Origin of the sequence: Halomonas sp. IOP_6 (genome assembly GCF_021151565.1) — a bacterium.
Classification (GTDB): Bacteria; Pseudomonadota; Gammaproteobacteria; order Pseudomonadales; family Halomonadaceae; genus Vreelandella; species Vreelandella alkaliphila.
Genome location: NZ_JAIRBO010000002.1, coordinates 223,430 through 249,731 on the forward strand (window position 1 = coordinate 223,430; position 26,302 = coordinate 249,731).

Sequence of the window (26,302 nt, forward strand, 5' to 3'; positions counted from 1 at the left end):
ATTCGAGACTATCTTCGATGTACACCATTACGGGGGTGTCACGGGGTGATATAGAGTGTATCGCGCAAAGTTCACAAATGTGTCACGGGGACTCTAACGATAGGGCGATGTCTGCATTAACGCCTCCCCTTATTTCAATAAGTGTGTTTCAGCAAGGAGAGCGCCCATGGCTACTACACGCCGTAAACTCATGTCGTTAATCGAGCAGGGAGTGATACCTCCTGAACAAGTGCCGTTAGCGTTTAAAGTGGCGGGACTACACCCGTCGCCCCACGCCTGGGCGCTGTTGATTGACCGGCTGCTGCTGTGGCTGGGTGGCCTGGCACTGGCCTGCGCGGTGCTGTTCTTCGTGGCTTTCAATTGGTCGGACATGGGCCGCCTGCCGCGCTTTGCGTTAGTGCAGGCCGCGCTGGTGTTGTCGGCAGGCATTGCGGTATGGGGTAGCGCGAGCGTGATGCTTTTTCGCGTAGCGTTAACTGCGGCGTTTCTGTTGATAGGCGTACTACTGGCGCTGGTGGGACAGGTTTACCAAACTGGCGCAGACCCATGGCAGCTGTTTTTCCTCTGGTCTCTGCTCACTTTGCCGTTGGTATGGGTAGCACGCTTTGATGCACTTTGGGTAGCGTGGATAGGGCTTTTGAACCTATCCGTGTGGCTGTATAGCAGCACCTGGGGCGGTATTTTAGGCAGCGTGTTCTTTACTGATAACGCCGGTTTATGGTGGCTGGTGCTTATCAACTTAGCGGCTCAAGTCGTCTGGGAGTGGGGCGCGCAGCGCCGAGGTTGGCCGGGGCGTTGGGCAATTTGTTTGTTGGCGCTGGGTAGCGGCGTGCCGCTAACACTACTAATGATGGCGTGGGTGAGTGGGGAAACGCATGCGTTGACACCGATTGTGTCGGTTTACCCCGTGTGGTTGGCAGTGCTGTATGGCGTTTATCGTCAGTGGCGGCTTGAGCTATTTATGTTGGCAGGGGGCTGCGTCTCGATGATTGCGGTGGTCACATTGCTGCTTGCACGCTATGTACTATGGGAAGGTCAGTGGAATGAAGGCAGCTTGCTGTTGCTGGCAGGCGCTGTCTTTGCCATGGGGGCGGCAGCGGTGACGTGGTTGAAACGCTTAAACGCTGAGGGCGCACCATGAACCAGCCGATGAATACGTTAAAGCAGCGATTAACTCAGGCGGGCATTGCGCTAAATGAGCCTTCATCAACAGCGCCGCTGGAATCACCTTGGTTCGTGCGGGTTCTGCAGGCGTTTTCCGGCTGGTTAGCTGCGCTGTTTTTGTTGGGCTTTATTGCCACGGCAGTGGTATTTGTACTGGAAAGCTCAGTGGCTTCTCTTGTTGTAGGCAGCCTGTTGATTGGCGGGGCATTTGCACTACTACGCGCAGCGCGAAGCGATGTGTTGGAGCACATGGCGCTGGCGTTTAGTTTAGCTGGGCAATTATTAGTGGCCTGGCCAGCGGTCGAAATGTGGGGTATTTCCGCAAGCCTATGGTGGGTACTGCTGGCGCTACAGTGCGCGCTGGCGCTGATCATGCCGAGCCAGGTTCACCGTAGTATGTCGGCGTTTTTAGCAAGCCTAGCGTTAACGATGGCGCTGGCAGTCAATGGACTGGCACCGGTGGCGATTGGTTTGTTGGTGCTGGTGCTTACACTGCTCTGGTTGAATGAATGTCGTTGGCCAGGGCGCATAGGGGCGGTTCAGGCATGGGGAGCTGGCCTGTTAGTAGGGTTATTGGTGCTTCAAGGGCAGGCATACTCTAACCAGCTTGCTTGGCTTTACGATTCAGGGGCTCAGTGGTTTGGCCCATGGCTCGCCAGTTGGCTGAGCACTGCTTTGGTGGCGTTGGCCTTAGTGTGCGTTATCCTTCAGGCATTTCGTCAGCATTCTCAGCCTGCCATTGCGCAACGCTTGGCGATTTACGGCGCAGTCGCGCTAGTGGCGGTGGTATCAGTTTATATGCCGGGGCTTGGCGCCGGGGTTACCTTACTACTGCTCGGATTTACGATTGGCCATCGGGTGCTGATGGGAAGCGGTATTTTGTTACTACTGATGGCGGCTAGCAGTTACTACTACTGGCTGGACGTGACGCTGTTGATGAAATCACTCATGTTGCTGGCAATGGGGGCGTTACTGTTATCCATTCGCTGGTTATTGAAGCGTTGGTGGCTAAACCAGTGGCTAACAGTGCATAAGCCCGCGCCGCTAGGAGATGCCAATGAGCAGTAACGTGAAGCGACACCGCTGGATAGTGATTGCCGCCACTGTCGTTGTGCTAGCGGTGGTTAACTGGACTATTTGGCAGAAAGAGCATCATCTGGCCGAAGGTGAGATTGTTTATTTGGAGCTTGCCCCGGTTGATCCGCGCTCGTTAATGCAGGGCGACTACATGGCGCTAAACTTTGCGTTGGCTAACCGTATTCGCATGCAGCGCGCAATGGATCGCCACGAAGAGGCGGGTGGAAATGCCATGCAAACGGCAGCCAATGACAGCGTGGTGGTTCGTTTGGATGACGCATCAATCGCACACTTCCAGCGCTTGGATGATGGCACGCCGCTAGGTGACGACGAAAGGCGTTTACGTTATCGGCTGCGCAATGGGGACGTGCGCTTTGCTACGGATGCGTTTTTCTTTCAGGAAGGACACGCCGAGCGTTTTGAGCCCGCCCGCTACGGCCAGTTCCGAGTCAACGAGCACGGCGAGCTACTGCTAGTGGCGCTATACGATGAATCGCTAAACCGCTTGGGAGAGATGGAAAGGTGATGCGTTGCATCAGTGTTCAATACCCATTGCCGCATAGCGCTCGGCTAAGAAATCAAGCAGCGCCCTTACTGAGGGAAGTAAACCGCGGCGAGAGGGGTAAACAGCGTGGATGACTTCCCGTCGAGGCTCCCACTCGGGCAATACCGATATAAGTGCCTTTGATGTTAGTGAATCCTCCAGCATTAGTCTTGGTAATTGAACGATGCCAACACCCGCCAATGCGGCTCTATAAAGTGCGGTCATATCAGTGGTAATAAACCGTGGAGAATGTTCAATTCGGCGCTCTTCACCGTCGCGCTGAAGGTGCCAAACGTGAGCTTCCTCCGGCCTTGTCCTGCTTAAACTGGGCAGTTTGCAAAGGTCGTCAGGTGTTGATGGCATGCCGTGCTGTTCAATCAGTGTTGGGCTTGCTACCAAGCATTGCCCGCGATCCGATAGTACCTTCAGAATAAGCTCGCTATCTTCCAATGGAAGAGGGCGGGCTCGGAGCGCAATATCAAAGCCTTCAACAAAAGGGTCTATACGGCGGTTAGTTCCTTCCAGGTGTACCTGGACCTCTGGATAGAGCACCATGAAATCCGCCAATATTGCACTCACGTGAAAGCTCAATAGCCCCGTAGGGCAACTGATACGGATAGTACCGCAGGGCACTTGTTGGGTTTCTTCGATGAACTGCTGGGCCGCTTCAGCTTCCACTAACATGGCTTTGCAGTGCTGGTAGTAGCGTTGGCCAATATCAGTGAGAGTTAAGTGGCGGGTCGAACGGTGCATCAAGCGCACGTTAAGCTGATTTTCTAATTCTCCCACCCGTCTGCTTAATTTTGATTTAGCAATACCCAAGGCACGGCCCGCCGGAGAAAAACCTCCATGGTCGACTACCTTCACAAAATAATAAAGATCATTCAGATTAGGGGGCGTCATGTGTTCTCCCTCTGTTCTCCCTATGCAACGCTGTGTCTTAATTTCCCATCTAATCATCAAGTAAGCGAACTACTAAACTCTTTATGGCATGCGCAACAGCTGTTGGATCTTTGTTTTCCAAAAGCCCACTCAAGCTAATAGATAAAGGAGTATGTCATGGCTAACCCCTATGTTCGTCTCGATAAAGATAACGCCGCCGTTCTTTTAGTAGATCATCAAACTGGGCTGTTGTCCTTAGTTCGTGATATTGACCCTGATCGATTCAAAAATAACGTACTGGCGCTTGCGGATTTGGCGAAATACTTTGGTCTGCCAACGATTCTTACCACAAGCTTCGAAGATGGGCCTAATGGGCCGCTGGTGCCTGAATTAAAAGAGATGTTTCCAGAGGCGCCTTACATAGCACGCCCTGGACAAATTAATGCCTGGGATAACGAAGATTTTGTAAAAGCGGTTAAGGCGACTGGTAAGAAACAGCTGATTATTGCGGGCGTGGTGACAGAAGTGTGTGTGGCTTTCCCGGCACTTTCCGCACTTGAAGAAGAGTTTGATGTGTTCGTGATCACCGATGCATCGGGTACCTTTAACGAACTTACCCGCGATGCTGCTTGGGACCGTATGTCCGGCGCTGGTGCCCAGTTAATGACCTGGTTTGGTGCTGCCTGCGAACTTCATCGTGATTGGAGAAATGATATTGAAGGCCTAGGGGCGCTCTTCTCTAATCATATCCCCGACTATCGCAACTTAATGAATAGCTACAGTACTTTGACAAAGGGCTCTGACTAAGGACTCTGACAAGGGCTCTGAATAAGGACTCTGACAAGAAGTAAACCGTGTTTTGACCGGAAGTGAGTGAGCTTCCGGTTTTTTTAATACTTTTGAGCTATTTATTAAAGGTAAGTGATTGGCTAGACGGTGGCTTTGTAAAAATAAATAGCTTTGTGAAATAGAAACTATCGATGATGCCATTGCTCCGTTGTTCATTATTTATGGAGAAACTCCTATGAGCTGGATGCCCGATATTGAGCCTAAATGTCCTTCCGCAGGCAACCTACACGATATTGAAACACTGATCGTACCTCGTGCACACGACCTAGGTGGCTTTGAAGTACGACGTGCGCTTCCCGCGCCTAAGCGCCAGATGGTTGGCCCGTTTATTTTTTTCGATCAGATGGGGCCCGCTGAATTTCTTAGAGAAGATGGTATCGATGTTCGTCCTCATCCCCATATTGGACTTGCTACGGTCACTTACTTGTACCAGGGAGAGTTCCAGCATCGTGACAGTCTGGGGACTAATCAGATGATTCATCCTGGAGCGGTTAATTGGATGGTTGCTGGTAATGGCGTGACCCATTCCGAGCGTACTAGCCCCGCTACACGTCAGAATAAGCACTCCCTGTTTGGTATTCAGACGTGGGTGGCACTGCCTGAAGCATACGAAGATAAACCCGCCAGCTTTGCGCATCATGGGCAGGAGACATTGCCGCTGCTTAAAGGTGAGGGTAAAGAGGTTCGCTTGATTCTTGGTACGGCATGGGGTGAACAGGCGCCTGTACAGACCTTTTCGGAGATGTTCTATGCGGATGCGGTACTCCAACCCGGCGCTAAGCTTCCTTTGCCCGATGGCCACGAAGATCGTGGCCTCTATGTAACGTCGGGTAGCGTTAGTATTGCAGGGGATACATTCGATGAGGGACAAATGATGGTTTTCCGTCCGGGTGATCCCATCACCGTAACCGCGGGCGAAAGCGGAGCTCGGCTAATGCTGCTCGGCGGCGAAACGCTCAATGGGCCACGCTATATCTCTTGGAACTTCGTGGCATCTTCCCGGGAAAAATTAGCGGCTGCTAAGCAGGCGTGGATGGAAGGTGACTTCGAGCATGGGCGATTTAAATTGCCGCCGGGGGACGATGAAGAATTCATTCCCTTTCCAGGCCAGCAGCGTAATTAATTCGTAGTGGAAGGGCTGGCTATTAAGCCAGCCCAATTGTTACTTCAACAGTAGTTGCTTGAAAAGTTGTTACTTAAATAGCGATGTCATTAGCTTGGCATGTGGCCAAAGCGGCCGTTGTTAAAGTCTTCTATCGCTTCAATGATGTCACGTTCGCTATTCATCACAAACGGCCCATGACCTACCACTGGCTCATTGAGCGGCTCGCCACTTAGCAGCAACAGGGTTGCGTCATTATTGGCTTCAAGCGTCAGTGCGTCACCTGCTCTAGAAAGCTCGGCTACTTGCGCGTCACGCAGTACCTCTTCGCCATTGACTTGAACCGTACCTTTAAGCACGACTAGCAGGGTTGTCCATCCATCCGGCTGCGTCAGCGTGGTTGTCTTACCACCGTTTAGCCGCACATCCCATACGTTCATCGGTGAGAACGTCTGTGCTGGGCCCGCGTGGGCCTTGCGGTTGTCATCTATATAGCTGCCGGCGATCACGCGGACGCTCCCAGCTTGATCAGGTAGCGCTGCCACAGGAATCTGGGCATTAAAAATTGCCTGATAGCCTGGCGCGGCCATTTTGTCTTTGGCGGGCAAGTTTACCCACAGCTGCACCATCTCAAGTGTGCCGCCTTGCTCTGTAAATGCGGGCGAATGAAACTCATCGTGCAGGATACCCGCACCCGCCGTCATCCACTGCACGTCGCCTGGGCCAATTACGCCGCCTTTGCCCGTTGAGTCGCGGTGCGCCACTTCTCCTTGGTAGACAATCGTGACGGTTTCAAACCCTCGGTGCGGGTGTTGCCCGACACCGCGTGGCCGCGTGGTGGGAGTAAAGTCGGCGGGCCCAGCATAGTCCAGTAACAAAAAGGGACTCAACTGCTCGGAGCGTGGGCCATAGGAGAACAGCGAACGCGCCGGAAAGCCGTCACCCACCCAGTGAGGGCGTGGAGCGCTGGTAACACCTACTAACTTTTTCATCGTTTCTCCTTAAAGAGTACGTTGCTGGTTAAGAAGGGTACGTGTTAGGTGAGGCAAGTAATAGATAGTGCAGCTGAGACTCAGTGTTGCAGTGCTGGAACGCTAGGTGCTTGCTTGATTGAAGAACGTAGACTGTACTTTGGTCAATCACTGACATGGAAGCTCAGTGTTCAGCGCTGGGCTGGCGGCTTTTTTCGCCAGTTGGTGACTGGTTGTTTGGCTCACTTACTTTAAATGACAAGGTTGGTATGAAAAAGAACAGCTCGTGGCTTGTGCGGGTTGCGCTGGTTGTCACTCTGGTGTTTTCCAGCGCATGCATAGCGCAAACTCAAGGAGATGAGAGCGAAAATGAGCGGTGGTTCGCTATTGACTCGCTTAACACAGGGCTAGGCGATGTGCCCGAAGAGGTTGGGCGGATGTCGCCACGGGAAATGGTTCGCAGTTTTTTAGCGTTCACCGAAAGCGAAGATTACGCCACAGCGGCGCATATGCTGAACCTCAACGATATTGACCCAGGCGAGCAGCAGTCTCAGGGCGCCGAGCTCGCTAGGCAGTTAGCGGAGGTACTAAAACGTGGTGAATGGTTGAATGCGTCTAATATGTCTGGCCGTCAAGATGCGGTGATAGAAGATCCTTCCGGACAGAACCCCTTGGCAGGAGAGCCACAGCGCAATATTGAGCTGGCTGCCCTAAAGGTAGATGGCCAAGCCTACGATGTCCGACTGGGGCGCTACCGCGTAGGTGAAGAAGACCCTGTGTGGTTAGTGATGCCAGAAAGCGTGTCGTTTATTCCGGCTCTCTACGAAGAGTACGGGCCTTCAATGCTGGAACGCTATATTCCCGAACGGTTAAAAGCATCGTTTGGCATGCTAAAAATCTGGGAGTGGTTAGCAATCCCGATTTTTTTAATCGCCATTGGTACGGTGGGAGTGGTTACTTACTACGTTGTTGGGCTAGTGGCACGCATCCTGCCCTCTGGCGTGTCTACTATTTTTGCCGATCAAATTGGCGTGCCCATGGCGATGATTGTTATGTCGCTGGTAACACAGATGTTACTGGACTACGTTGTATCGTTTTCCGCTATTGCGACGACGACGTTCCGCGTGCTGTTGATCTCTATCATGGCCTGGGGCGCAGGTACTATTGCGCTGCGTTTTGTTGACACGATTATGCTGCGTTTAACGCGACGCTTGGTAGGGGAAATTGACGACACGAAGCCTAAAGATCAGCGACGGCTGCTAACCTCGCTATACGCATTGCGCCGGGCCATTATTCTGATCACCGTGACCGGTGTATCTATCTACATCCTAGGCCAAGTTCAGCTTTTCGAAACCCTTGGCTTGTCTATTTTGGCGTCTGCCAGCGTATTGGCAGTATTAGTGGGTGTGGCGGGGCAAACGGTTCTTGGCAATATTCTCTCCTCGTTTCAGCTATCGCTTGCCAAGCCTATCCGTATCGGCGACTTGGTGATCTTTGAAGGGGAGTGGTGTTATGTCGAAGGGATCTTTTATACCTATATTCGACTGCGATCATGGGACGAACGACGCTTGATAGTGCCCGTAACCTACTTCACCTCCAAGCCTTTCGATAATTTGTCAGTGAAGAGCACCAAGATGTACCGATCCTTGGTGCTGACGCTTCACCTCAGTGCCGATATAGGGCTGCTAAGAGATAAATTCCTCGAATTCGCCAAAGAGGAGGAGAACGTTGTTGAACACCATAAGCTGCTCTGTTACGTGACGGCACAAACGGGGACGGCCCAGACTATCACCTGCTATTTAATGACATCTGACCCCATGGCAGGCTGGACTGCCGAGATGAACATTCGTGAAAAAATGCTGGCCTTTATCCGCGATAACCATCCAGAGTGGTGGCCAAGGGAAATCATGGTTATCAGCCATGAGGATATTGCACGCGGAGAAGGGCAAGGCAAGCGTTCGCAGGACGCGAATAGTTCTGCGGGTAAACCGCCTGAATAGAAGTCAACTAAGCAGCGGCAAGCGCCGCTGCTTTTATCAGTTCTATCGCTCAGTGTTTATTTACAAAGTGTCAAAAAGCCGTCTTCATCGATAAACCCTTTATCGCCGGTGACAAACCAGCGTTGGCAATCGAGTTCTTTAATGGCGGCGGCTGTGCGTTTCGGGTCGTTTAAGTAGCCCTGCATCACCTGAGGGCCGCTGATCAAAATCATGCCTGCTTCTCCGGTAGGCTGTTCCGCAAAGCTTTCCGGTTCAACGATTTTAAAGCTGGTGCCGGGGAGCGGCATACCGACGGTACCCGCTTTACTGCCTTGCTGTATTGTTTGGTAATGAGCGCCCAACGAATCCGGTAGATTGACCGATGCCACAGGAGCGGTTTCGGTTGCCCCGTAGCCTTTATAAATAGGCTTATGGAATTTTAGGACGAAGTCGCTGCATACCTGCTCATCCAATGTTTCGGCACTGACAACGACTGCCCGTAGGCTTTCTAGCATGAGTGGGTGCACTTTGGGGCTGTGGTTTAGGTGCTGTAGAAAGTCTGATGTGCCGAACATCAGGGTGGCTTTGTGCTTGGCGACAGAGCTGGCAATACCAGCAGTGTCGTTGGGGTCCGCGTGGCAGACCAACGGCAGGCCTTCGATAAGTGGCAGCAGTTGGGTAACGGTGAGACCAAAGGCATGAAACAGAGGCAGCGAGCCGATCACCACATCGTCATATTGGGTATTAAGCACATCGGAGGTCTGCTTAATATTGGCCATCAGGTTGCGGTGGCTCAGCATGACGCCTTTAGGCTGTCCTTCGCTTGTGCTTGGAAACACAATGGCGGCGGTGGCATTGGCATCTCTACTGCGGCAGTAAAGGCGTTGAAGCAGCCACGTAGGCAGCAGGCGAACGGCAAGCCAAGTGCTGACGCGTTCATGACGGCGGATGCTGGCTTGCAGATCTTCCAGGTAAATCGTCTGAGTATTTGCTAGCCGCTGGCTGATTTTTAACCCTTGTTGCTGGAGTTTTTCGACGAAGTGGCGCGAGGTAAACACCGTGTCGATGTTGGCTTGGGCGAGTGCCGCAGAAAACGTGTCTTCTTTCGCGGTGCCATTGGGACTGTCGTCAAAATGATAGTTGAGGTTAACCAGTGTTTTTCCAGCCAGAAGTGTTGCCATATTGGCTAGTGCACCCACGCTGCTATTAGGCAGCAGTAGGCCCACGTTTTGCCCAGGGGTTAGCGTGTGGATGCGCTTTGCAATAAGCAGACTGGCGGTAAGTGCTTGGCCTGCCGTCAGCGGGTGGCTAAGGGTATCAGTGAGTGCTTGTGCGCCAAGGTTACGCTTCACGCTACGAATCCAGGCGTCGGGCAGCGAAGGCAGTTCATCGATAGCATGTTGCCACGAGTTAGTTGCTTGTTCGAAGATGCGCCGTTTGAGCACGTCGGCAGGGGTGTCCTTAGAAAGCGGCTTACCAAACGCCACGACGACTGAGCGATGTAGAGGTGCGTTACGCAGCTCTTTTAGCTTGCTGGATGAGCGAGAAAACTGGCTACCCCACAGCCCGCGCAGGTAAAACGGCACAATACGTACCTCTGGGTTGGCCAGCTTACACGCGCGTTCATAGCCTCGGCGCAGCTCGCCTAACTGGCCGTTGCGGCTAATCGCGCCTTCGGGGAACAGGCATACCACTTCACCGTTATTCAGCTGTTCGGCAACGGCGGCTAGGGCGTTATCGGCTCCTGCGCCCCGTTCGATAGGAATACAGCCCAGCGCCTTAAAAAACCAGCGCAAATACCAACGCTGATAAATATCCTTCAACATGACAAAACGCACGGGGCGAGGGCAGGCGATTTGCACCATTGCCCAGTCTACCCAGCTAATATGGTTGCCAAGCAGCAGCACACCGCCTTGGGCGGGCAGGTTTTCCAGCCCCTGGACATCAACACGATAGCGGCGGGTGAGCAGAAAACTGAGTAGAAAGCGCACCAAGCTTTGGGGTAATTTGAAGATAGTGTAGCCACCGCCCACCATGGCAACGGTCGCCACGAGCAGCAACAGGTAATGGCTATCCACACCTGCCAGGGCAAACAGCGCGGTAAGCGCCAGAAAGCCCAGCATAGACAGGTTCTGAATCCAGTTGTTGGCAGCCAGCACAGTGCCTAGTTCATGGTCTGCCGCATGAAATTGAATCAGTGCATTGAGCGGTACAATGAATAACCCGCCCATCATGCCAATAAATACAAAGTTCAGCGCTTGGCTGATGGGGGTAGTGAGCAGTGGCAGGCACCACAGACCCACCGCAACGCCGACAGCGCCTAATGGAATCAAGCCGGTTTCAATACGGTTACGAGACAGTTTGCTGGCAAGCAATGACCCTAATGCAATCCCAATACCGCTAGCGGCAAGAATTCCTTGCAGCACTAAGGTGTTATCAATGCTGAGTGCATCTTTGGCATAGGCGGGAAAAGCGGCGAGCAGCACCTGGCCCACCGACCAGAAAGTCGCAAGACCGATAATTGACAGCCGCAGCACCGGTTGACGGCCCAGAATGCTCAGGTTGTCTTTAAGTGCGCTGCCTTTGATATAGCGCTGCCAGGTGAGCGGGGTCGTCGAGGGCTGTGCGTTATCCGGTTTCAAGCGATACAGTGCCATCACTTGTATAACGCTGTTCAACACCAGCAGCCAACCCAGCGGCGCAATGCTGCGCAATAGCTCGCCGGGTGTTTGGGCGCTGGGTAAGATCCAGCTTTCAAACAGCGCGGTAAAGGCCACGGTGCCGGCCAAAATGGCACCAATGGTGACGGCCTGGATAAGTCCGTTAGCTTCTGCCAAGCGGGGTTTGCCAAATAGCCCTTTCACCAAGCCATACTTTGCGGGGGAGTAAAAGGCTGACTGAATTGCCAGCACTAGCGTCATGGCAAACGCCAGCCAAAACCAGCCTTGGTAATAAGCGGCGGTGATGCCCAGTGAAACAGCGACAGCGGCCCAGGCGGAACCCCGGAGAATGCGAACTTTGGGGTAGCTATCTGCCACATGACCTGCGGGGCTAAACAGCAAAATAAACGGCAAAAGGATAAGCCCATTGACCAACGCCGTCAGTACCACCTGGGTTTCGCCGTCGTAGCTTTTAAAAATCGTGTTTTGAATGACGATTTTATGTCCTAAATCCACAAAGGCATTCAAGAAAATGGCAATCAGATAGGGCCAAACACCCGTGATGCGTAGTAAAGGTTGCATGAAATGACGCCTTATAAACCAGAAGTTAGGGCACTTTCGGTAAATGGGGTTAATGTTGCAACTCTGGTGGTTCAAGTTGTGTTATTTGGGCTTTACGGTATCGTTATACGCTACTTTATATGTCTGGAGGTTGTGTGTCTCAGACAAGCGCGCTTATTGATACCTTAAAACGCCAGCTGCGCTCCCAGGGGAAAACCTACGCTGATGTGGCGTTATGGCTTGGGTTGAGCGAGGCCTCGGTCAAGCGATTGTTCGCTGAGCAGCACATCACCCTAGAGCGGCTAGAGCGTATTTGCGATCAGCTTAACCTGGAATTTGCTGAGTTGGTGCAATCCATGCAAGAGGAAGAGCACCGTTTGCAGGAGCTGACCCAGGCGCAGGAGCAGAGCATTGTCGATGATCGTGAGCTGTTTTTGGTCGCTGTGTGTGTGATTAACGGCTATCGATTTGATGAAATTCATCACCAGTACCAGCTCAGCGAGGCGCAGTGCACTCGGCAACTGCTGGCGCTAGAACGGCTAAAGCTGATTGACCTATTGCCGGGTAATCGAATCCGGCGGCGTGTGGCTGCGAATTTTCGTTGGCGGCCTGGCGGCCCCATTCAGCGTTTTTTCCAGCAATATATTGCCACAGAGTTTTTTCAGTCCCGTTTCGATAGCGACAACGAAAAGCTAATTGTGCTGAATGGCCTGCTTTCTCATGCGGGTAATGCTGAATGGCAACAAACGATGCAGCGGCTGGCAAAAGAGTTTCACGCCCTGTGTGAACGCGAAAGCGGGCTGCCCATTCATCAGCGCTTTGGCACCACCTCGGTGCTGGCTGTGCGTCAGTGGCAGTCAACGCTGTTTAAAGATGTCGCCCGCGGGTCGTATAGGCAAAAGAAAATTTTATAAACCAACGTTTTATGGGCATATATTTTATGAGTTCACATTGTTATGAATAGCACTCCTTTTCAATTACTAGCCTGTCCGTTAGATGGCGAGCCGCTTAATCTTGCAGGCAGTACTTGGCGCTGCTCTGCTGGGCATAGCTTCGATGTTGCTAAGCAAGGTTACGTCAACTTGCTTCCGGTACAGCAAAAGCGCTCCGCTGACCCTGGTGACAGTAAACTGATGGTGGCGGCGCGGCAGCGTTTTCTTGAGGCTGGTTACTATCAGCCCATTGCCCAGGCGGTAAGCAAACATCTGATAAGCCATGCTGAGGCTCAACCTGCTAGTTCGCTATTTAGCTGCCTGGATGCTGGCTGCGGTGAAGGCTATTACTTGCGTGAGCTATCTCGTGCTGTATCGAATTCGCGGCCACTTTCACTGCTGGGATTAGATATTTCCAAGTGGGCAGTGCTGTCGGCGGCCAGGCAAGATGATAAAAAATCTCCGCTTTGTCGTTGGGTCGTCGGGAGCAATGCGCACTTGCCAGTTCAAGCGAAGACGCTCGACAGCGTGCTGTGTATGTTTGGCTTTCCAGTGCATCACGAATTTGCGCGGGTATTAAAGCCGGGTGGCCTGTTGGTGCAGGTTGAGGCAGGAGTGGGGCACTTGCGTGAGCTGAGGGAGGTGATTTATCCCACGCTTAAGCCAGACACGACAAGTGAACGGGAAGTGCCTGAGGGCTTTACCCAGTTGCACACCGAGTCACTTAACTATCAAATAACGCTGGAAGGGCAGGCATTAATTGGTGATCTATTAACGATGACGCCCCATCTTTACCGTGCCAGTCAGGAGGGGCGGGCACGTGCAGCGGCACTTGATGAGCTTACCCTGACGGTGGATGCCAAACTAATGGTGTATGAGCGTAAATAGGGGGGTAAAAATCCGACCATACTCTCTTTCTGCATCTTTATTACAACTGCCTTTCACTTTGTCTTTCATTTTCAACATGCAAACGCAACAAGGCCCGCATAAGCGGGCCTTGTTATCCGAACCCGTTAAGGTTCGAGCAAACTCTTAAACCGTTAAGGCTTAGGACATTTGCTTGATGTTAGAAGCCTGAAGGCCTTTCTTACCCTGGGTAACGTCAAAAGAAACGTTAGCACCTTCTTGAAGGGTTTTGAAACCGTCAGACTGAATTTCAGAGAAATGAGCAAAAAGGTCGTCGCCGCCGTCAGAAGGAGCGATGAAACCAAAACCTTTAGTGTCGTTAAACCATTTAACTGTGCCAGTTGCCATGATGTAGATCCTTTCGCGCTAATGCGCCGTAATAAAGTTCCTGGTATTACCCAGATGAATAGTAGCGGGTGAAACAAGGAATACAATATCAGGCTGCCGAAATAGATCGTACACTTCTGAAACCATGCTGCTTGCTAACCAACTGACGCTACAGTGACATGATTTTTTCTTCGGGTCAAAGCTTTTTTATGAATATTTTCTGGGGGTGGTGTCAGGGCCGCGGTTACTTCCACCCCACTTTTCAGGTGCTTGGGGCTTTACGGTGAGTCAGACCTTCAATGTTAAAAATGGTATCTTTGGCGCAGCACTTTTGAAACGACAACCCGGTCGGTAAGGCACGTTATCAAAACGAGGAGAGTCCAATGATTGCCGAACATGAATTGGCATATCTAAAGCGCGCTGTGGCTTTAGCAGAGGAGGCTTTAAATGCAGGGGATGAGCCATTTGGTAGTGTGCTGGTAAATGCTGAAGGTAAGGTATTAGCCGAGGATCGAAATCGCATTGCCGGTGGGGATTCTACTCAGCATCCAGAGTTTTCGCTGGCCCGCTGGGCAGCGAATCATATGACGCCTGAAGAGCGCTCGAAAGCGACCGTCTATACCTCTGGAGAGCACTGCCCAATGTGTGCAGCGGCTCATGGGTGGGTAGGGCTAGGTCGTATCGTTTACGTCAGTTCTTCTGAGCAGTTAGGAGCATGGTTGGCTGCACTTGGCGTAGCGCCACCGCCTGTCGCTCCGCTATCGATTAATGAGGTGGTGCCTGGTTTGACTGTTGATGGCCCAGTGCCTGGGCTGGACGAGCAAGTCCATGCCTTGCATCGCCGCTTGCATGCATAACATCAGGGCCGGGTTTTGAAGGGCTGGGTATTAATTGTCTGGCAAGGCTCGGTAAGCAATGCATGGCCCATAAAGACAAACGCCGCCTTGTGCTCGACAAGGTGGCGTTTGTTAAATCGATGCAAAAAAGAGCATCAGTGCTTCACTATGCCTAGTGTTTCAATATGACATAGAAGGCGTGAATGATGCCTGGGATAAAGCCAAACAGCGTGAGAATGATATTCAGCCAGAAATGTCCTTTGAAACCGACCTCAAAAAACACCCCTAACGGTGGCAGAATAACGGCAAAGATCATCTTGATTGGGTCAGTTGCGGTAAACGCCATGAAGCCTCCTTTGCTTACATAGTCTGTGTTCTGATTGCTGCTTTGATAACAATGCGTTGCTGGTACTACTGCGAGTGTAGTCACAACAGTTACGCTTAGCGAACCAATACGACTTAGGTATGATGCTGTTTCTTCTTTATCGTTCACATGCCTAAGTAAATGTGTCTACAAAATCCCGCCGAATACTGAATAGGAAAGGATGCCATGACTCACACCTTGCCGCCATCACTGCTACTTGCGAGTGTCGTTTTAGCCAGCTCTGCGTGGGCGCAGGCACCCAGCAGTGAGGACGCGGTACTGCCTACAGTAGAGGTGAGCGCTCCGCGCTTAGCCCGCGAGCTGTATGCCACGCCAGCGGCCGTTTCTACCTTGGAGCGTGAAGAAATTGCCCAAGGTCAGCAGCGGGTGAGGTTGGATGAAGCGCTTAACCGAGTGCCGGGGGTGTTTTTACAAAACCGCGATAACTTCGCCCAAGGGCAACGAATCGCTATTCGCGGCTTTGGCGCACGTGCTCCATTTGGTGTGCGTGGGATTACCGTTGTGGTAGATGGCATTCCTTACACACTTCCGGATGGTCAAGCGCAGTTGGATGCCATTGATTTAGACAGCGCCGAGCGCATTGAGGTGATCCGCGGGCCGTCTTCAGTGCTTTACGGTAATGCGGCTGGCGGGGTGATTGATGTGACCACTGCCGATGGACGTGATAATCCTGGTACTCGGCTGCGGTTGGGCGCAGGTAGTGATGGCTATCAAAAAGTTGCACTGCAAAATGGCGGTGTTCAGGGCAATTGGTCTCACCATATCAGTCTGACGGCGCTTAACGTTGATGGTTATCGTGAACAAAGCTCAACCGAGAAGTATTTGCTGAATGCAAAGTTGCGTCGAGAACTCGGTAGTGGGCAGGCGGTTACCGCGATTATTAATCTGTTGGATAACCCCCGTTCGGAAGATCCCGGTGCACTTAATGCCCGTGAAGTTGCCGCTGGGCGCGATCAGGCCGCGCCCAATTCGCTAGCGCTAGATGCTGGGCAAAACGTCGATCAGCAGCTGTTGGGTTTGCAGTACGAGGACTTAGCGGCGGGTGATGGCGAGCTGTATCTCAAGGGCTTTATTGCTCAGCGTGATTTTGAACAGCAACTGCCTTTTGTAGGTAGTAGTCGTTTGGGCTATCAGCGTGACTATATGGGCGCAAACGCTGAATATCATCACGAGGTGGCGTTAGGGAGCCTGCCGCTGAGTTATATCGTTGGGGTGGATGTGGCGCGCCAAGAGGATGAGCGTTTTCGTAACGATGTCGATGCCCAAGGGACTGTCGGCGAGCAGTTAGCGGATGAAACCCAAACGGCGACTGCCGCTGGCGTATTTGCCCAAGGGGATTTAGCGCTCTCGGAACAGGTCACGCTCTCGTTGGGCGCGCGATTTGACCGGGTGGCGCTAGACGTCGACGATACGTTTCTTGATGATGGAGATCAAAGCGGGAAGCGTACCTTTAACGAGTGGAGTGGCTCGGCGGGGCTAAGTTATCGCTATCGTCCGCAGCACCAAGCGTATATTAATACCGGCACCGCGTTTGAGACGCCTACGTTTTCTGAGTTTGCCAACCCGACCGGCGGTGGTTTCAACCCCGCTGTTGAGCCGCAAAAAGCATGGAATCGCGAAATAGGGTTGCGTGGCTACATTGAGCCGTTGGCGATGGATTACGATCTCGCACTATTTTCGGTCCGCGTTCGCGATGAGCTGGTGCCGTATGATGAGGGTGGCCGTACCTTCTATCAGAATGCAGGCGACACAAATCGCGATGGCCTAGAACTGGCGCTGGGCTGGCAGCTTGCCGACCAGTGGCGTCTGGATAGCGCTTTAACCCTCGCGCGTTATGAATTCGATAAGTTTGCAACACCTAGTGAACGCTTTGATGGCAACCGGATTCCTGGGTTGCCAGAGCAGGCGTGGGTCAATCAATTAACCTGGGAAAACCTTGATCAGCGTTTCGCTACGTTGGAAACCGAATACATCGGTGATTTAGTAGCGGATAACGCTAATGCGACGGAGGTAGATAGCTATTGGCTGCTCAACCTCCGAGTGGGTGATGGTTGGCAGTTAAGTGAAGGTACGCGACTAAGCGCTTATCTTGGTCTGCGCAACCTGCTTGATGAAGAGCACTATGCCAATGTGCGCTTAAACGGCACCTTTGGCCGCTTTTATGAGCCAGCCCCAGGGCGAAGTGTTTATGGCGGCGTGGAGCTGAGTTTTTAATCAGAGGCTCCTTAGCAAAAAACGGGCGACCCATCGGGGCGCCCGTTCTCATTTATTACTACGCTGAGTGATGGCTATTCCGGTAACGCGTAACCAATCACGTAGTCACCCATTTTGGTGCCGAAGGTGCCGTGACCACCGGCGGTAACGACTACATACTGACGGCCATCTGCACCGGTGTAGGTCATCGGCGTTGCTTGGCCACCTGCAGGCAAGCGAGCTTTATACAGCTCTTCGCCAGTGGTGATGTCGTAGCCGCGCAGGTATTGATCCAGAGTGCCGCTTAGGAATGAAACGCCACCCGCAGTCGTTAGCGGGCCACCTAGCGCAGGAACGCCGACGTTCAGACCAATCGGCAGATCAAAGGGCATGCTGTCGCGGGTGGTGCCATTGCGGTGCTTCCACACAATCTCGTTACTTTGTAGGTCGATTCCTGCCACATCCCCCCAAGAGGGTGCTTGGCAGGGAAGGCCGAGTACTGATAGCAGCGGGCCGAGTTTGACTGCGTAAGGGGCACCTGTGTTGGGCTGCAAACCTTGCTCGCTAGCGGATCCTTGGCCATCCTCAACTTCATCACGTGGAATCAGCTTGGAAACAAACGCTAAGTACTTCGCGCCGGTAAACAGTGCTTGGCGTTCGGGGTCTACCGCAACACCCCCCCAGTTCATCACTCCAACGTTGCCGGGGTAGATAATGCTGCCTTCCAGCGAAGGCGGTGTGTACTGGCCTTCATAACGCAGCGAGCGGAACTGGATGCGGCACATCATCTGATCAAAGGGTGATGCGCCCCACATGTCGCGCTCAGTCAGCGGCGGTGGCAGCAAATTCAGCGCTGAGCGAGGTTGAGTTTCTGCCGTCCAGTCGCCTTCAATAGCACCTTGAGGAGCGGGCACTTCTTCAATGGGCACAATCGGCTCGCCAGTCTCACGGTTTAATACATACAAGCTGCCTTGTTTAGTGGGCTGAATGACAGCTGGCTGGCTGCCATCTGTCGTCGCCAAGTCAATTAATACGGGTTGTGCGGGTGTGTCCATGTCCCATAAGTCGTGGTGCACAAACTGGTACACCCAGGCCACTTGGCCGTCGTCCAAATTAAGCGCTACTAGCCCTGCACTATAGGTCTCATCATTTTCAGAGCGGTTAGCGCCGTACTGGTCCGGCGTAGCGTTACCCATGGGCAGGTAAACGAGGCCAAGCTCTTCATCGACGCTAATCGGCGCCCACACATTGGGTGAGTTACGTGTGTAAGTCTCGCCCTCTTCTAATGGTGTGGTGTCTTCGGGATTACCGCTGTCCCAGTTCCACACCAGCTCGCCAGTGTGCACATCAAAAGCGCGTATTACGCCAGAAGGTTCGTCGGTTGAGCTGTTGTCGGTAACGTGGCCACCCAAAATCACCAAGTCTTCAGTAACAGTAGCGGGCGATGTTGAGTAATAGCCCCCTGGTCTGAACTCGCCAATATTGTTCGTCAGATCGATCTCACCGTTTTCACCGAAACTTTCACAGCGCTCTCCGGTATCGGCGTTGAGTGCAATCAGGCGGGCATCGGCGGTGGGTAGGTAAAGTCTGCGTGGGCACATGACATCGGTGGCGCTTAACAACTCAGAAGTGGAGTCTTCTTCAGAGGTGAGCGAGAAGGATAGGTCGAGTTCAAACTGGCTGCCATCGGCATACAGTGTTGGTTTATCGATGGTGGAATCTTCAGAACTGCTGAAATAGTTAGCTGCATCGTAATACGCCAAGCCACGGCAGGTCATATGCGCCCAGCCGGAAAAGTCCTCTGCGCCCATGGTGCTAATGTTGGGATCAAACGCCCACAGAGTCTCGCCGGTTTCGGGCGACAGTGCCATCGCACGGCTGTGCGATGTGCAAATATAAAGGCTATCGTTGACCTTTAACGGCGTGTTTTGGTTGGTGATTTCAGGCGGTGCATTGGGGCCGGGTTCATCACCGGTTTGAATACGCCACACCTCTTCCAGTTCGCCTATATTTTCAGGAGTAATCTGACTAAGCGAGGAGTAGTGCGTCCCTGCATTAGTGCCGCCGTAGGCAGGCCAGTCATCGCCTGCAGCCTGGGCTGGGTTAACCTCTTTATTATTGGCAGACTCCATCGTGCCTGCCACAGTACCTGGATGGGTGAATTGACTAGCAATTGCCACAATAATCGCTGCGACAATGCTTGCCACTAGCGCTAGGCTGCCGCCGCGTGAGTGTAGCGGTTTTCGCCACCAGGGAAGCAGTAAAATGATGCCAATTAAACAGACAATGGCAACCCTGGGGACCAGCTGCCACCAGTCTAAGCCAACTTCCCTGAGTGCCCATAGCAGCGTTGCAAAAAGTACCGCTGCATAAAGCCATAAGGCTATGCCTTTGCGCATTGCCAGCAGTACACCGACAACAAAAATACTGACCCCAGCGATTAAGTAGTAGGCGCTACCACCTAAACTAAGCAGCTTAGCGCCGCCAATGGTCAGTGCAACACCAGCTACCGTGAGTAGCAGGCCAAGCAGTAGCGCTGGCCATTTGCCGTGGGCACGCGTGTGTCCATCCATGAGAAAACCCCTATTAACAACGAATTGAAGCCGCTTGGTAAAATTAGAAAAGCGACAGATCTGCAACGTGCCCTAACCCATTGGCAGTGATGATGGGTTAAAACACACATTGATTATGGGTAATTTTAATAATCAATTCACTTTTGGTCTAATCATTTGCTTGCTAAGTAGTGCTATAAACCAAAAAGCCGCGCCTGTTACCGTAGCGCGGCTTGTTATTGGGGTAGGAAATAGTGAGGTAGGCAATGTGGGGTTAACTTGACGTAAGCATGGCTTAGTCAGTGAGCTTCACCAGCATTTTGCCGGTGTTGCCCCCTTCAAAAAGCGCTAAAAAGGCATCCGGTGTGCTTTCAAGACCCTCTTTGACGGTTTCTTTATAGGCTATATTGCCTTTCGCTACCTGAGGAGAGACTTCGTTGAGGAAGTAGCGATAGCTAGACCAGTGATCGGCGACAATAAATCCCTGCATCTTAGCTTTGCGTACCACCAGCTGGGAAAGGTTGCTCGGCCCTGGTGTTGGTGCTTCGGCGTTATAGCTGTCAATCATGCCACATACGGCAATGCGTGCACCGTCATTGAGTTGACTTAGCGCTGCTTCTAAGCAGGTACCACCAACGTTCTCAAAATACACGTCAATGCCATTAGGACTAGCAAGCTTAATAGCGTCGCTGAGATCCTGTGCACTACGGCCTTGGTAGCTAACCGGCTCAACGCCCAATGACTCAAGCCACGCAAGCTTGTGGGCAGCCCCAGCAATGCCAACCACGTGGCAACCTTTGGCTTTCGCCAGCTGTACAGCAAGCGAACCAACAGCACCACTGGCAGCGCTTACCAGTACATTGTCGCTAGGCTTACACTCAGCAATAAGGTTCAAGCCTGTCCATGCCGTCATGCCTGGCATGCCCAATACACCTAGATAAGCTTGTTCTGGTATGTCGCTGTCTGGTAGTGCAGTAACACTGTCGCCTGGCACTTGAGCGATATCTCGCCAACCGCCCATGTGGCTGACTTTATCGCCTTCCTTAATGGTAGGGTGGTTAGACGCAATGACCTCGCCAATTGCGCCACCTTCCATCGGCTTGCCCAGCTCAAAAGGGGCGACATAGGTGCGCACTCCTGTCATTCGTCCACGCATATATGGGTCAACGGACAGCCAATGGTTGCGAACCCTGACTTCACCTTCGTCAAGGTCGGGGAGTTCCTGGCTTTCCAGTGAAAATAATTCGCGCTTTGGTAAGCCTGTGGGGTAATTAGTTAAGGTAAAAAAGCGAGATTGCATGGGTGCCTCCTGCATGTGTGATTTAAACAAATCTCCTTGCAGCATAGAGACCATTAGCGTGCTTTCAAGTTCGTCAAAGAATTAATTTGTAGTGCAATAAAAAAGCGGCCCTGGTGAGCCGCTTTCAATTAAGCTGAATCTTCTTCAACGCTGTTTGTTTAAGGGGTATCACACGCTTGCGGGTGTGCTATCCGTTAATCGACCAGGGTGATCATGACGGGTGCGACGCCACGTCGAATCATGCCGAGTTGGCGAGCTGCCCGTTTTGATAGATCAATAATACGTCCCTTAACAAAGGGACCGCGATCATTGATCAGTACTTCAACCTCCTGTCCGGTATCTGGGCGGGTAACTAGCACCTTGGTACCAAAAGGAAGCGTTGGATGAGCTGCCGTCAGTGCTTGTTGGTCAAATGGTTCACCACTGGCAGTGGGTGATCCTTGAAAACGGTCGCTGTAGAAGGATGCAACCCCTTCACGAATTTCAATATCGATGGCAAACGCATGACTAGCTGTAAAAAAAATGAGTAATGCCGCTGCACAACTCGTTCGGATAAAACGTTTAGATGCTCCCATTGGAGTGCCTCAGTTTGCATAGTGCTGATTCTATACGTATCGGTATGTTACCGACATATCTGCCGATAGTAACGTGGCTATTTTGATACGGCAAGCTTTAAGAAGATCGATGCAATTGGCTTCTAAATTAAGATTTTTTGCAACTTTCTTCAGTGCCTTTGTAATTCAGCAAGTTAAAGAAGTGTGGTCGATGTAACTAAGCAATGTATCGTGTCTATTATAAATTTTAGATAAAGGCTCACTTTAATCAGGTAAGCATCATATAATTAACGCTCGCTAGGTTTTAAATGTTTGCCAATAAACAAGGATGCACCTATGGCTAAGTCTTCTTCTCTAACGCTGATTTTGGTTGCTGTCGGCGGGGTTGCTGTTGGTTTTTTAGCTGCTCAGGCCGTGCCGAGCTTTACGACACCGGCCCCCGTTGAAGAGTCTGCCAGCTCAGAACAGGGGCAGGCTTCCTCGGCATTAGCAGGGCTTGATAGCGTCACGCTTGGCGAGCGTGCTAGAGGTGAAATTACCTCGGCAGGTGAGTTAAACGGTAATGACGGTAGTCGCTATTTGCGTTATGCGATCAGCCTTGAAGAAGGTTCGTTAGTAGAACTTTCTCTTAGCGGCGCCTTGCAGGGGTTGGTAGCGCTCTATGACGATCAGCTACAGCTGTTAGAGAGTGCTGAGACAGTTCGTCACCATGTCGAAGAAACTGGAGACTATCTGGTGATTGTCAGTGGGGCGGATGCAAGTGGCTATGGCCCATTCACCCTTAATAGCCGCACGGTTGAGCTGAGCGACTCTGACACGCTGGCCATTGGCGAGCCGATGGATAGCTGGTTAGATGGAACCTCTCGGGAGGTATCGTTAACCGTCGAAGAAGCAGGCATGTATCAAATCGAGATGCGCGCTGATGAGTTTGATGCGTATCTAGAGCTATCTGGCCCGAACGGCTACTACCGTGAAGATGATGATGGTGCGGGCAACTTAAATGCACGTATTTCAGATTTCCTTGCTCCTGGTGATTATACCGTCACCGCACGGTCTGCCTTCGGCGAAGGGAGTGGCCTTTTCACGTTGAGTGCTGAACCGCGTGAGTTGCCGGGCGATGGTGAGCTACGCAACGATGGTAGCGTTATGCCTAGTGATACGCTTAGTGGTTGGTTGAGTGGTCAGGAGCTGAGTTATCAGCTAGAGATCGAAGAAGCGGGTATGTATCAAATCGATATGCGTTCAAGCGATATCGATTCATATCTTGTGCTGGAGGGGCCTAATGGATATTTCCGCGAAGATGACGACAGTGCTGGCAATCTGGACGCCAGTATTGCCGATTTCTTGGCGCCGGGTAGTTATCAGTTAACAGCACGCACGGCGTATGGCTCCGACAGTGGTTTGTTTACGCTGTCAGTAGAGCCGCGTGAATTACCGGATGGTGTAGAGCTGCGTAATGAAGGTGAGTTAACACCCAATGAAACGCTCAATGGCTGGTATAGCGGTGAGCCGTTGACCTATGAACTCACCTTAGAAGAAAGCTCTTTGGTCAGGCTTAATATGCGTTCAAGTGACTTTGATACGTATTTAGAGATTCATGGAGAAAGCGACTCTTACAGTGATGATGACGGCGGTAGTGGCACTAACTCGCGTTTAGAGCAGGCGCTTTTGCCGGGCACCTACACCGTTATTGCACGTGGTTTCGCTGTTAGCGGCAGTGGTATGTTTGAGCTGCAAGTCAATGCAGAGCCAACAGAAATGCAGCCTGACGCGTAATTTAGCGCACGTTGTATGATTAACTACGCCCTTGCTGGTGACAGCAGGGGCGTTTGCTTTTGTATTACTATTTACGTGGCTTGAAGGTGGCTACGTTATTCACAAGGAGGTTTTATGCTGCGCTATTCATTCGGCTTAACGGTGATTGGTTTATTGTTATTAAGTGGTTGTCAGTCGTCGGATAATGCTTCTGAAGAGTCACTTGCGCTTGTTTCAAAAACGGTTGAAAAAGAGTACATAGCACCTGAGTGTCAAGCTGAACAGTGCTCTACCGTTACCGTGTCTGCGCTTGCGTTTCCGCAGTCTGCAGAGCTAACGGAGCAGCTACGAAAGCGGCTGTTAACGCTTGCAATGGGCATTACTGAGGAGGATGCATTGCCAGCTGATAGCTGGGATGCCTTTGCACAAAACTTTTTTGAGCTAGTTGAGGAAGATAATCGCACCTCACCTGGAGCAATGACTAGCGAGGCGATGTTAGAAGCTAAGGTTTATGGGCAGCACAACGACTTATTGATACTTGAACTAAGTAGCTACGTTTATCACGCGGGGCAAGCGCATGGTTTGCCAATGACTGAGTTTATGGTGATAGACGAGCGTCAGCAGCGTGTGGTTGATCCAGACGATATGCTGTTGGAAGACCAGCAGGGCGCTTTTCAAGCACTGCTCGATCAGGCCCACCAGCGCTGGATAGAGGAGATGGGCCATGATGAGCAGTTTGCCCTAAGTTGGCCGCTCAGCGAGAGCCGCAACATAGCCCCGTTAGCAACTGCCTGGGAAGTTAAATATAACGTCTATGAAATTGCCCCTTATGCAGCCGGCCAACCTGTCTTGACGTTATCCCTTGATGCGCTGGAAGGTATCGCAAAGCCTCGCTATTTAGGTAAGTAGTGCTTCAGCGGCTCGCTTTTAAGCAGCCTATAACGACCAACAAGGCGGCCGTTGGTAGCCGCCAGTCGAACACGCTGACGCCTGCCAGTACCAGTAGCAGTGCCGCTAGGATCGGTACACCATAGGCAAGGCTGCCGACTAGGCTGGCTTGGCCAAATCGTAGTGCTTTATCCCAGGCCACCATGGCGATGCCGTACGGCCCAAGCCCCAGCGCGATGCCCGCCAACAGAGCTTCGCCCTGCGGCATGATGAAGGTTCCTTCCACTATCAAGCTGGCGCAGGTTGCAACAGCGCAGGCGACCATTAATAAGCGCGGGAGCAATGGCGTCAGCGATACAGGAGCTACTTGCCCGAGCCAGGAGTAGAGCGCCCAGCAACAAGCCGCCAGTAGCGCTAACCCATATCCTGAAGCAGCCCCACCAAAGCCGCCACTTAAGGCTTGCGGCAGTAACAAAATAGTGGCACCCGAAAAAGCAATTAGCGCGCCTGTTACGCTTGCGATATGCAGACGACCAAACCGGCTCCATTGGCTTAATAGCACAAACAGCACTGGCCAGGTGTAAGTGATCAACGCGGCTTCTGCGGCAGGTGCTAGACGCATGCCAATGTAGTAACTGCTAACAGCACCGACGATCAACAGTGGTAGACCAAGCCATACGCTAATTTGCCAGCGCAGACGGCAAGCCGCGACGTTAACGCGACGGCTGAGTGGCAGTGTCGCTAGTGCACCTGCCAGCAGCGTAAGTGCGGTGAGCTGAAGCGGAGAGGTATCCCGCGCCAACTCTGCTAATAGTGGCGCTATGCTCCATAACATCACCGCCACAAGTGCTGCGCATACACTGTACCTGGGTGATATGACAACCGGGGAATGAACGGGATGCATGGCATCTCTCCTTGCGTTAAACCTGAGACGCGCAGCATACTCAGTAAACACCTCATCACAATATCGATCTTTTATGATCATTATTATCAATAATGGTGATGTATGCGCGCGCCGACGTTTGACTTAACTCTGTTGCGTACGCTGGTCGCGATTGCCGATACCGGGAGCGTCACGGCAGCGGCAAAGCGGCTAGCGTATACCCAGTCAACAGTGAGCATGCAGTTACAGCGTTTAGAGACGCAGCTTGATGTGAGTTTGCATGAGCGAGCTGGGCGACGGCTGCGTTTCACCCCAGAAGGAGATCGCTTACTGGCTCACGCGCGCCGCCTATTGGCACTTAATGACGACGCGTGGAGCGATATGCAGGCGCGCCAGATAACGGGCGATTTAACGTTGGGTATTCCTGAAGACTATGCGTCGCTATTGCCGTCAGTATTTGCGTACTTTCACCAGCTGTATCCTGCGGTGGGGCTAACCGTAAAGTGTGGCACCAGTGCTCACTTGGTCGAACAGGTCAAAGCAGCGGAGTTGGACTTAGCGCTGGTGACTCGCCAACGAAACTCGCCAGGAGGCGATGTGATTCGTCGTGAGCCGCTGATATGGGCGGTAGGGGTAAATCAGCAGCCTTCGCTAAGTGACCCTATTCCGCTAGCGCTTTATTCACCCGGCGCTGATGTTTTTCGCGAGGTTGCCGAGCAGGCGTTACAAGGGGCTGGGCGTGATTGGCGCGTTGCGTATACCAGCCAGTCAATGGCGGGTCTTGCTCCTATCGTAACAGCGGGGTTAGCCGTTGTTGTGGTAACGCGTAGTATGTTAACCCCATCGCTGCGCCCGCTGGATGACAGCAGTGGTCTTCCGGCCTTGCCAATGATTGAGCTAGCGCTCCATCGTGCTCCACACCGTCCTTCTGAACCTGCGCGGCGTTTAGGGGAATTGATTCGCGAACAGCTAGCGGCACCTAGTGAAGCGTTATAAGGTGTT

Annotated in this window: 22 protein-coding genes; 13 read left to right on the forward strand and 9 right to left on the reverse strand. The window is 52.3% G+C overall.

The genetic code is table 11. The features are described 5' to 3' along the window. The first annotated feature begins 166 nt into the window (after positions 1–166). The 3 genes from K7H08_RS04605 to K7H08_RS04615 are packed head-to-tail and all read left to right on the forward strand — an operon-like array spanning position 167 to position 2,767. A complete protein-coding gene (locus K7H08_RS04605; RefSeq protein WP_231657304.1) occupies positions 167–1,141 on the forward strand; it encodes a DUF2157 domain-containing protein in 975 nt (324 codons plus the stop codon). After that, positions 1,138–2,232, forward strand: a complete 1,095-nt coding sequence (locus K7H08_RS04610; RefSeq protein ID WP_231657305.1) for a DUF4401 domain-containing protein — start codon at positions 1,138–1,140, stop codon at positions 2,230–2,232. Before K7H08_RS04605 ends, K7H08_RS04610 begins: the two co-directional genes overlap by 4 nt. After that, entirely contained in the window at positions 2,222–2,767 is a 546-nt protein-coding gene (locus K7H08_RS04615; protein WP_051626418.1) for a GDYXXLXY domain-containing protein, read from the forward strand. The genes K7H08_RS04610 and K7H08_RS04615 overlap by 11 nt, the downstream gene beginning before the upstream one ends. Positions 2,768–2,776: 9 nt before the next feature. On the opposite strand, the gene K7H08_RS04620 is transcribed toward K7H08_RS04615, so the two are convergent. Continuing rightward, entirely contained in the window at positions 2,777–3,688 is a 912-nt protein-coding gene (locus tag K7H08_RS04620) for a LysR family transcriptional regulator (RefSeq protein ID WP_038481861.1), read from the reverse strand. 156 nt (positions 3,689–3,844) lie between these two features. On the opposite strand from K7H08_RS04620, the gene ycaC reads away from it, so the two are divergent. Together ycaC and K7H08_RS04630 are read left to right on the forward strand one after the other, a co-directional pair. Further along, on the forward strand, positions 3,845–4,474 hold the full coding sequence (gene ycaC, locus K7H08_RS04625) for an isochorismate family cysteine hydrolase YcaC (protein ID WP_038481864.1): 630 nt from the start codon (positions 3,845–3,847) through the stop codon (positions 4,472–4,474). A 217-nt stretch (positions 4,475–4,691) separates the two neighbouring features. After that, positions 4,692–5,639 carry a pirin family protein gene (locus K7H08_RS04630; RefSeq protein ID WP_038481867.1) on the forward strand — a complete coding sequence of 316 codons (948 nt, stop codon included), beginning with the start codon at positions 4,692–4,694 and terminating at the stop codon, positions 5,637–5,639. A gap of 89 nt (positions 5,640–5,728) precedes the next feature. On the opposite strand, the gene K7H08_RS04635 is transcribed toward K7H08_RS04630, so the two are convergent. After that, complete coding sequence (locus K7H08_RS04635; RefSeq protein ID WP_038481870.1) at positions 5,729–6,610, reverse strand: pirin family protein; 882 nt, start codon at positions 6,608–6,610, stop codon at positions 5,729–5,731. A gap of 248 nt (positions 6,611–6,858) precedes the next feature. Between K7H08_RS04635 and K7H08_RS04640 the strand changes: the two genes are divergently transcribed. Next, positions 6,859–8,589 carry a mechanosensitive ion channel family protein gene (locus K7H08_RS04640; protein WP_231657306.1) on the forward strand — a complete coding sequence of 577 codons (1,731 nt, stop codon included), beginning with the start codon at positions 6,859–6,861 and terminating at the stop codon, positions 8,587–8,589. Between the two features lie 56 nt (positions 8,590–8,645). Here the strand turns inward: K7H08_RS04640 and K7H08_RS04645 are convergent, their stop codons facing one another. After that, positions 8,646–11,810 carry an acyl-[ACP]--phospholipid O-acyltransferase gene (locus K7H08_RS04645; protein WP_231657307.1) on the reverse strand — a complete coding sequence of 1,055 codons (3,165 nt, stop codon included), beginning with the start codon at positions 11,808–11,810 and terminating at the stop codon, positions 8,646–8,648. Between the two features lie 134 nt (positions 11,811–11,944). Between K7H08_RS04645 and K7H08_RS04650 the strand changes: the two genes are divergently transcribed. Both K7H08_RS04650 and K7H08_RS04655 read left to right on the forward strand, forming a co-directional pair. Further along, on the forward strand, positions 11,945–12,703 hold the full coding sequence (locus K7H08_RS04650) for a helix-turn-helix domain-containing protein (protein ID WP_120385631.1): 759 nt from the start codon (positions 11,945–11,947) through the stop codon (positions 12,701–12,703). Between the two features lie 42 nt (positions 12,704–12,745). Continuing rightward, positions 12,746–13,609 carry a putative RNA methyltransferase gene (locus K7H08_RS04655; RefSeq protein WP_038481884.1) on the forward strand — a complete coding sequence of 288 codons (864 nt, stop codon included), beginning with the start codon at positions 12,746–12,748 and terminating at the stop codon, positions 13,607–13,609. Between the two features lie 159 nt (positions 13,610–13,768). Here K7H08_RS04655 and K7H08_RS04660 read toward each other — a convergent pair whose 3' ends face one another. Then, positions 13,769–13,975: a cold-shock protein gene (locus K7H08_RS04660; protein ID WP_009722287.1), complete on the reverse strand. Its 207-nt coding sequence runs from the start codon at positions 13,973–13,975 to the stop codon at positions 13,769–13,771. 362 nt (positions 13,976–14,337) lie between these two features. Between K7H08_RS04660 and K7H08_RS04665 the strand changes: the two genes are divergently transcribed. After that, a complete protein-coding gene (locus K7H08_RS04665; RefSeq protein ID WP_095602597.1) occupies positions 14,338–14,811 on the forward strand; it encodes a nucleoside deaminase in 474 nt (157 codons plus the stop codon). A 151-nt stretch (positions 14,812–14,962) separates the two neighbouring features. On the opposite strand, the gene K7H08_RS04670 is transcribed toward K7H08_RS04665, so the two are convergent. Next, entirely contained in the window at positions 14,963–15,136 is a 174-nt protein-coding gene (locus K7H08_RS04670) for a YqaE/Pmp3 family membrane protein (RefSeq protein WP_035538925.1), read from the reverse strand. Positions 15,137–15,340: 204 nt separating this feature from the next. On the opposite strand from K7H08_RS04670, the gene K7H08_RS04675 reads away from it, so the two are divergent. Next, a complete protein-coding gene (locus K7H08_RS04675; protein WP_231657308.1) occupies positions 15,341–17,389 on the forward strand; it encodes a TonB-dependent receptor family protein in 2,049 nt (682 codons plus the stop codon). A gap of 74 nt (positions 17,390–17,463) precedes the next feature. Here the strand turns inward: K7H08_RS04675 and K7H08_RS04680 are convergent, their stop codons facing one another. The 3 genes from K7H08_RS04680 to K7H08_RS04690 form a co-directional block, all read right to left on the reverse strand. Next, positions 17,464–19,941 (reverse strand): glucose/quinate/shikimate family membrane-bound PQQ-dependent dehydrogenase, encoded by a 2,478-nt coding sequence (locus K7H08_RS04680; RefSeq protein ID WP_231657309.1) that lies wholly within the window; start codon positions 19,939–19,941, stop codon positions 17,464–17,466. 274 nt (positions 19,942–20,215) lie between these two features. Further along, entirely contained in the window at positions 20,216–21,220 is a 1,005-nt protein-coding gene (locus tag K7H08_RS04685) for an NADP-dependent oxidoreductase (RefSeq protein WP_231657310.1), read from the reverse strand. A 194-nt stretch (positions 21,221–21,414) separates the two neighbouring features. After that, positions 21,415–21,795 (reverse strand): septal ring lytic transglycosylase RlpA family protein, encoded by a 381-nt coding sequence (locus tag K7H08_RS04690; RefSeq protein ID WP_009722293.1) that lies wholly within the window; start codon positions 21,793–21,795, stop codon positions 21,415–21,417. Positions 21,796–22,110: 315 nt separating this feature from the next. Between K7H08_RS04690 and K7H08_RS04695 the strand changes: the two genes are divergently transcribed. Together K7H08_RS04695 and K7H08_RS04700 are read left to right on the forward strand one after the other, a co-directional pair. After that, positions 22,111–23,550, forward strand: coding sequence for a hypothetical protein (locus K7H08_RS04695; RefSeq protein ID WP_038481901.1), 1,440 nt, complete (start codon positions 22,111–22,113; stop codon positions 23,548–23,550). 114 nt (positions 23,551–23,664) lie between these two features. Further along, positions 23,665–24,438 carry an RsiV family protein gene (locus K7H08_RS04700; protein WP_231657311.1) on the forward strand — a complete coding sequence of 258 codons (774 nt, stop codon included), beginning with the start codon at positions 23,665–23,667 and terminating at the stop codon, positions 24,436–24,438. A gap of 4 nt (positions 24,439–24,442) precedes the next feature. Here the strand turns inward: K7H08_RS04700 and K7H08_RS04705 are convergent, their stop codons facing one another. Then, on the reverse strand, positions 24,443–25,321 hold the full coding sequence (locus K7H08_RS04705; protein WP_198348548.1) for a DMT family transporter: 879 nt from the start codon (positions 25,319–25,321) through the stop codon (positions 24,443–24,445). A 102-nt stretch (positions 25,322–25,423) separates the two neighbouring features. Between K7H08_RS04705 and K7H08_RS04710 the strand changes: the two genes are divergently transcribed. Beyond that, positions 25,424–26,296 carry a LysR substrate-binding domain-containing protein gene (locus K7H08_RS04710; protein WP_095602591.1) on the forward strand — a complete coding sequence of 291 codons (873 nt, stop codon included), beginning with the start codon at positions 25,424–25,426 and terminating at the stop codon, positions 26,294–26,296. Positions 26,297–26,302: the final 6 nt, after the last annotated feature.

Coding starts and splice junctions, on each gene's coding strand:
- K7H08_RS04675 (WP_231657308.1), top strand. CDS start 15,341: ATGACTCACACCTTGCCGCCATCACTGCTACTTGCGAGTGTCGTTTTA.
- K7H08_RS04630 (WP_038481867.1), top strand. CDS start 4,692: ATGAGCTGGATGCCCGATATTGAGCCTAAATGTCCTTCCGCAGGCAAC.
- K7H08_RS04610 (WP_231657305.1), top strand. CDS start 1,138: ATGAACCAGCCGATGAATACGTTAAAGCAGCGATTAACTCAGGCGGGC.
- K7H08_RS04645 (WP_231657307.1), bottom strand. CDS start 11,810: ATGCAACCTTTACTACGCATCACGGGTGTTTGGCCCTATCTGATTGCC.
- K7H08_RS04665 (WP_095602597.1), top strand. CDS start 14,338: ATGATTGCCGAACATGAATTGGCATATCTAAAGCGCGCTGTGGCTTTA.
- K7H08_RS04700 (WP_231657311.1), top strand. CDS start 23,665: ATGCTGCGCTATTCATTCGGCTTAACGGTGATTGGTTTATTGTTATTA.
- K7H08_RS04685 (WP_231657310.1), bottom strand. CDS start 21,220: ATGCAATCTCGCTTTTTTACCTTAACTAATTACCCCACAGGCTTACCA.
- K7H08_RS04690 (WP_009722293.1), bottom strand. CDS start 21,795: ATGGGAGCATCTAAACGTTTTATCCGAACGAGTTGTGCAGCGGCATTA.
- K7H08_RS04640 (WP_231657306.1), top strand. CDS start 6,859: ATGAAAAAGAACAGCTCGTGGCTTGTGCGGGTTGCGCTGGTTGTCACT.
- K7H08_RS04620 (WP_038481861.1), bottom strand. CDS start 3,688: ATGACGCCCCCTAATCTGAATGATCTTTATTATTTTGTGAAGGTAGTC.
- K7H08_RS04605 (WP_231657304.1), top strand. CDS start 167: ATGGCTACTACACGCCGTAAACTCATGTCGTTAATCGAGCAGGGAGTG.
- K7H08_RS04670 (WP_035538925.1), bottom strand. CDS start 15,136: ATGGCGTTTACCGCAACTGACCCAATCAAGATGATCTTTGCCGTTATT.
- K7H08_RS04660 (WP_009722287.1), bottom strand. CDS start 13,975: ATGGCAACTGGCACAGTTAAATGGTTTAACGACACTAAAGGTTTTGGT.
- ycaC (WP_038481864.1), top strand. CDS start 3,845: ATGGCTAACCCCTATGTTCGTCTCGATAAAGATAACGCCGCCGTTCTT.
- K7H08_RS04615 (WP_051626418.1), top strand. CDS start 2,222: ATGAGCAGTAACGTGAAGCGACACCGCTGGATAGTGATTGCCGCCACT.
- K7H08_RS04635 (WP_038481870.1), bottom strand. CDS start 6,610: ATGAAAAAGTTAGTAGGTGTTACCAGCGCTCCACGCCCTCACTGGGTG.
- K7H08_RS04710 (WP_095602591.1), top strand. CDS start 25,424: ATGCGCGCGCCGACGTTTGACTTAACTCTGTTGCGTACGCTGGTCGCG.
- K7H08_RS04705 (WP_198348548.1), bottom strand. CDS start 25,321: ATGCATCCCGTTCATTCCCCGGTTGTCATATCACCCAGGTACAGTGTA.
- K7H08_RS04655 (WP_038481884.1), top strand. CDS start 12,746: ATGAATAGCACTCCTTTTCAATTACTAGCCTGTCCGTTAGATGGCGAG.
- K7H08_RS04695 (WP_038481901.1), top strand. CDS start 22,111: ATGGCTAAGTCTTCTTCTCTAACGCTGATTTTGGTTGCTGTCGGCGGG.
- K7H08_RS04680 (WP_231657309.1), bottom strand. CDS start 19,941: ATGGATGGACACACGCGTGCCCACGGCAAATGGCCAGCGCTACTGCTT.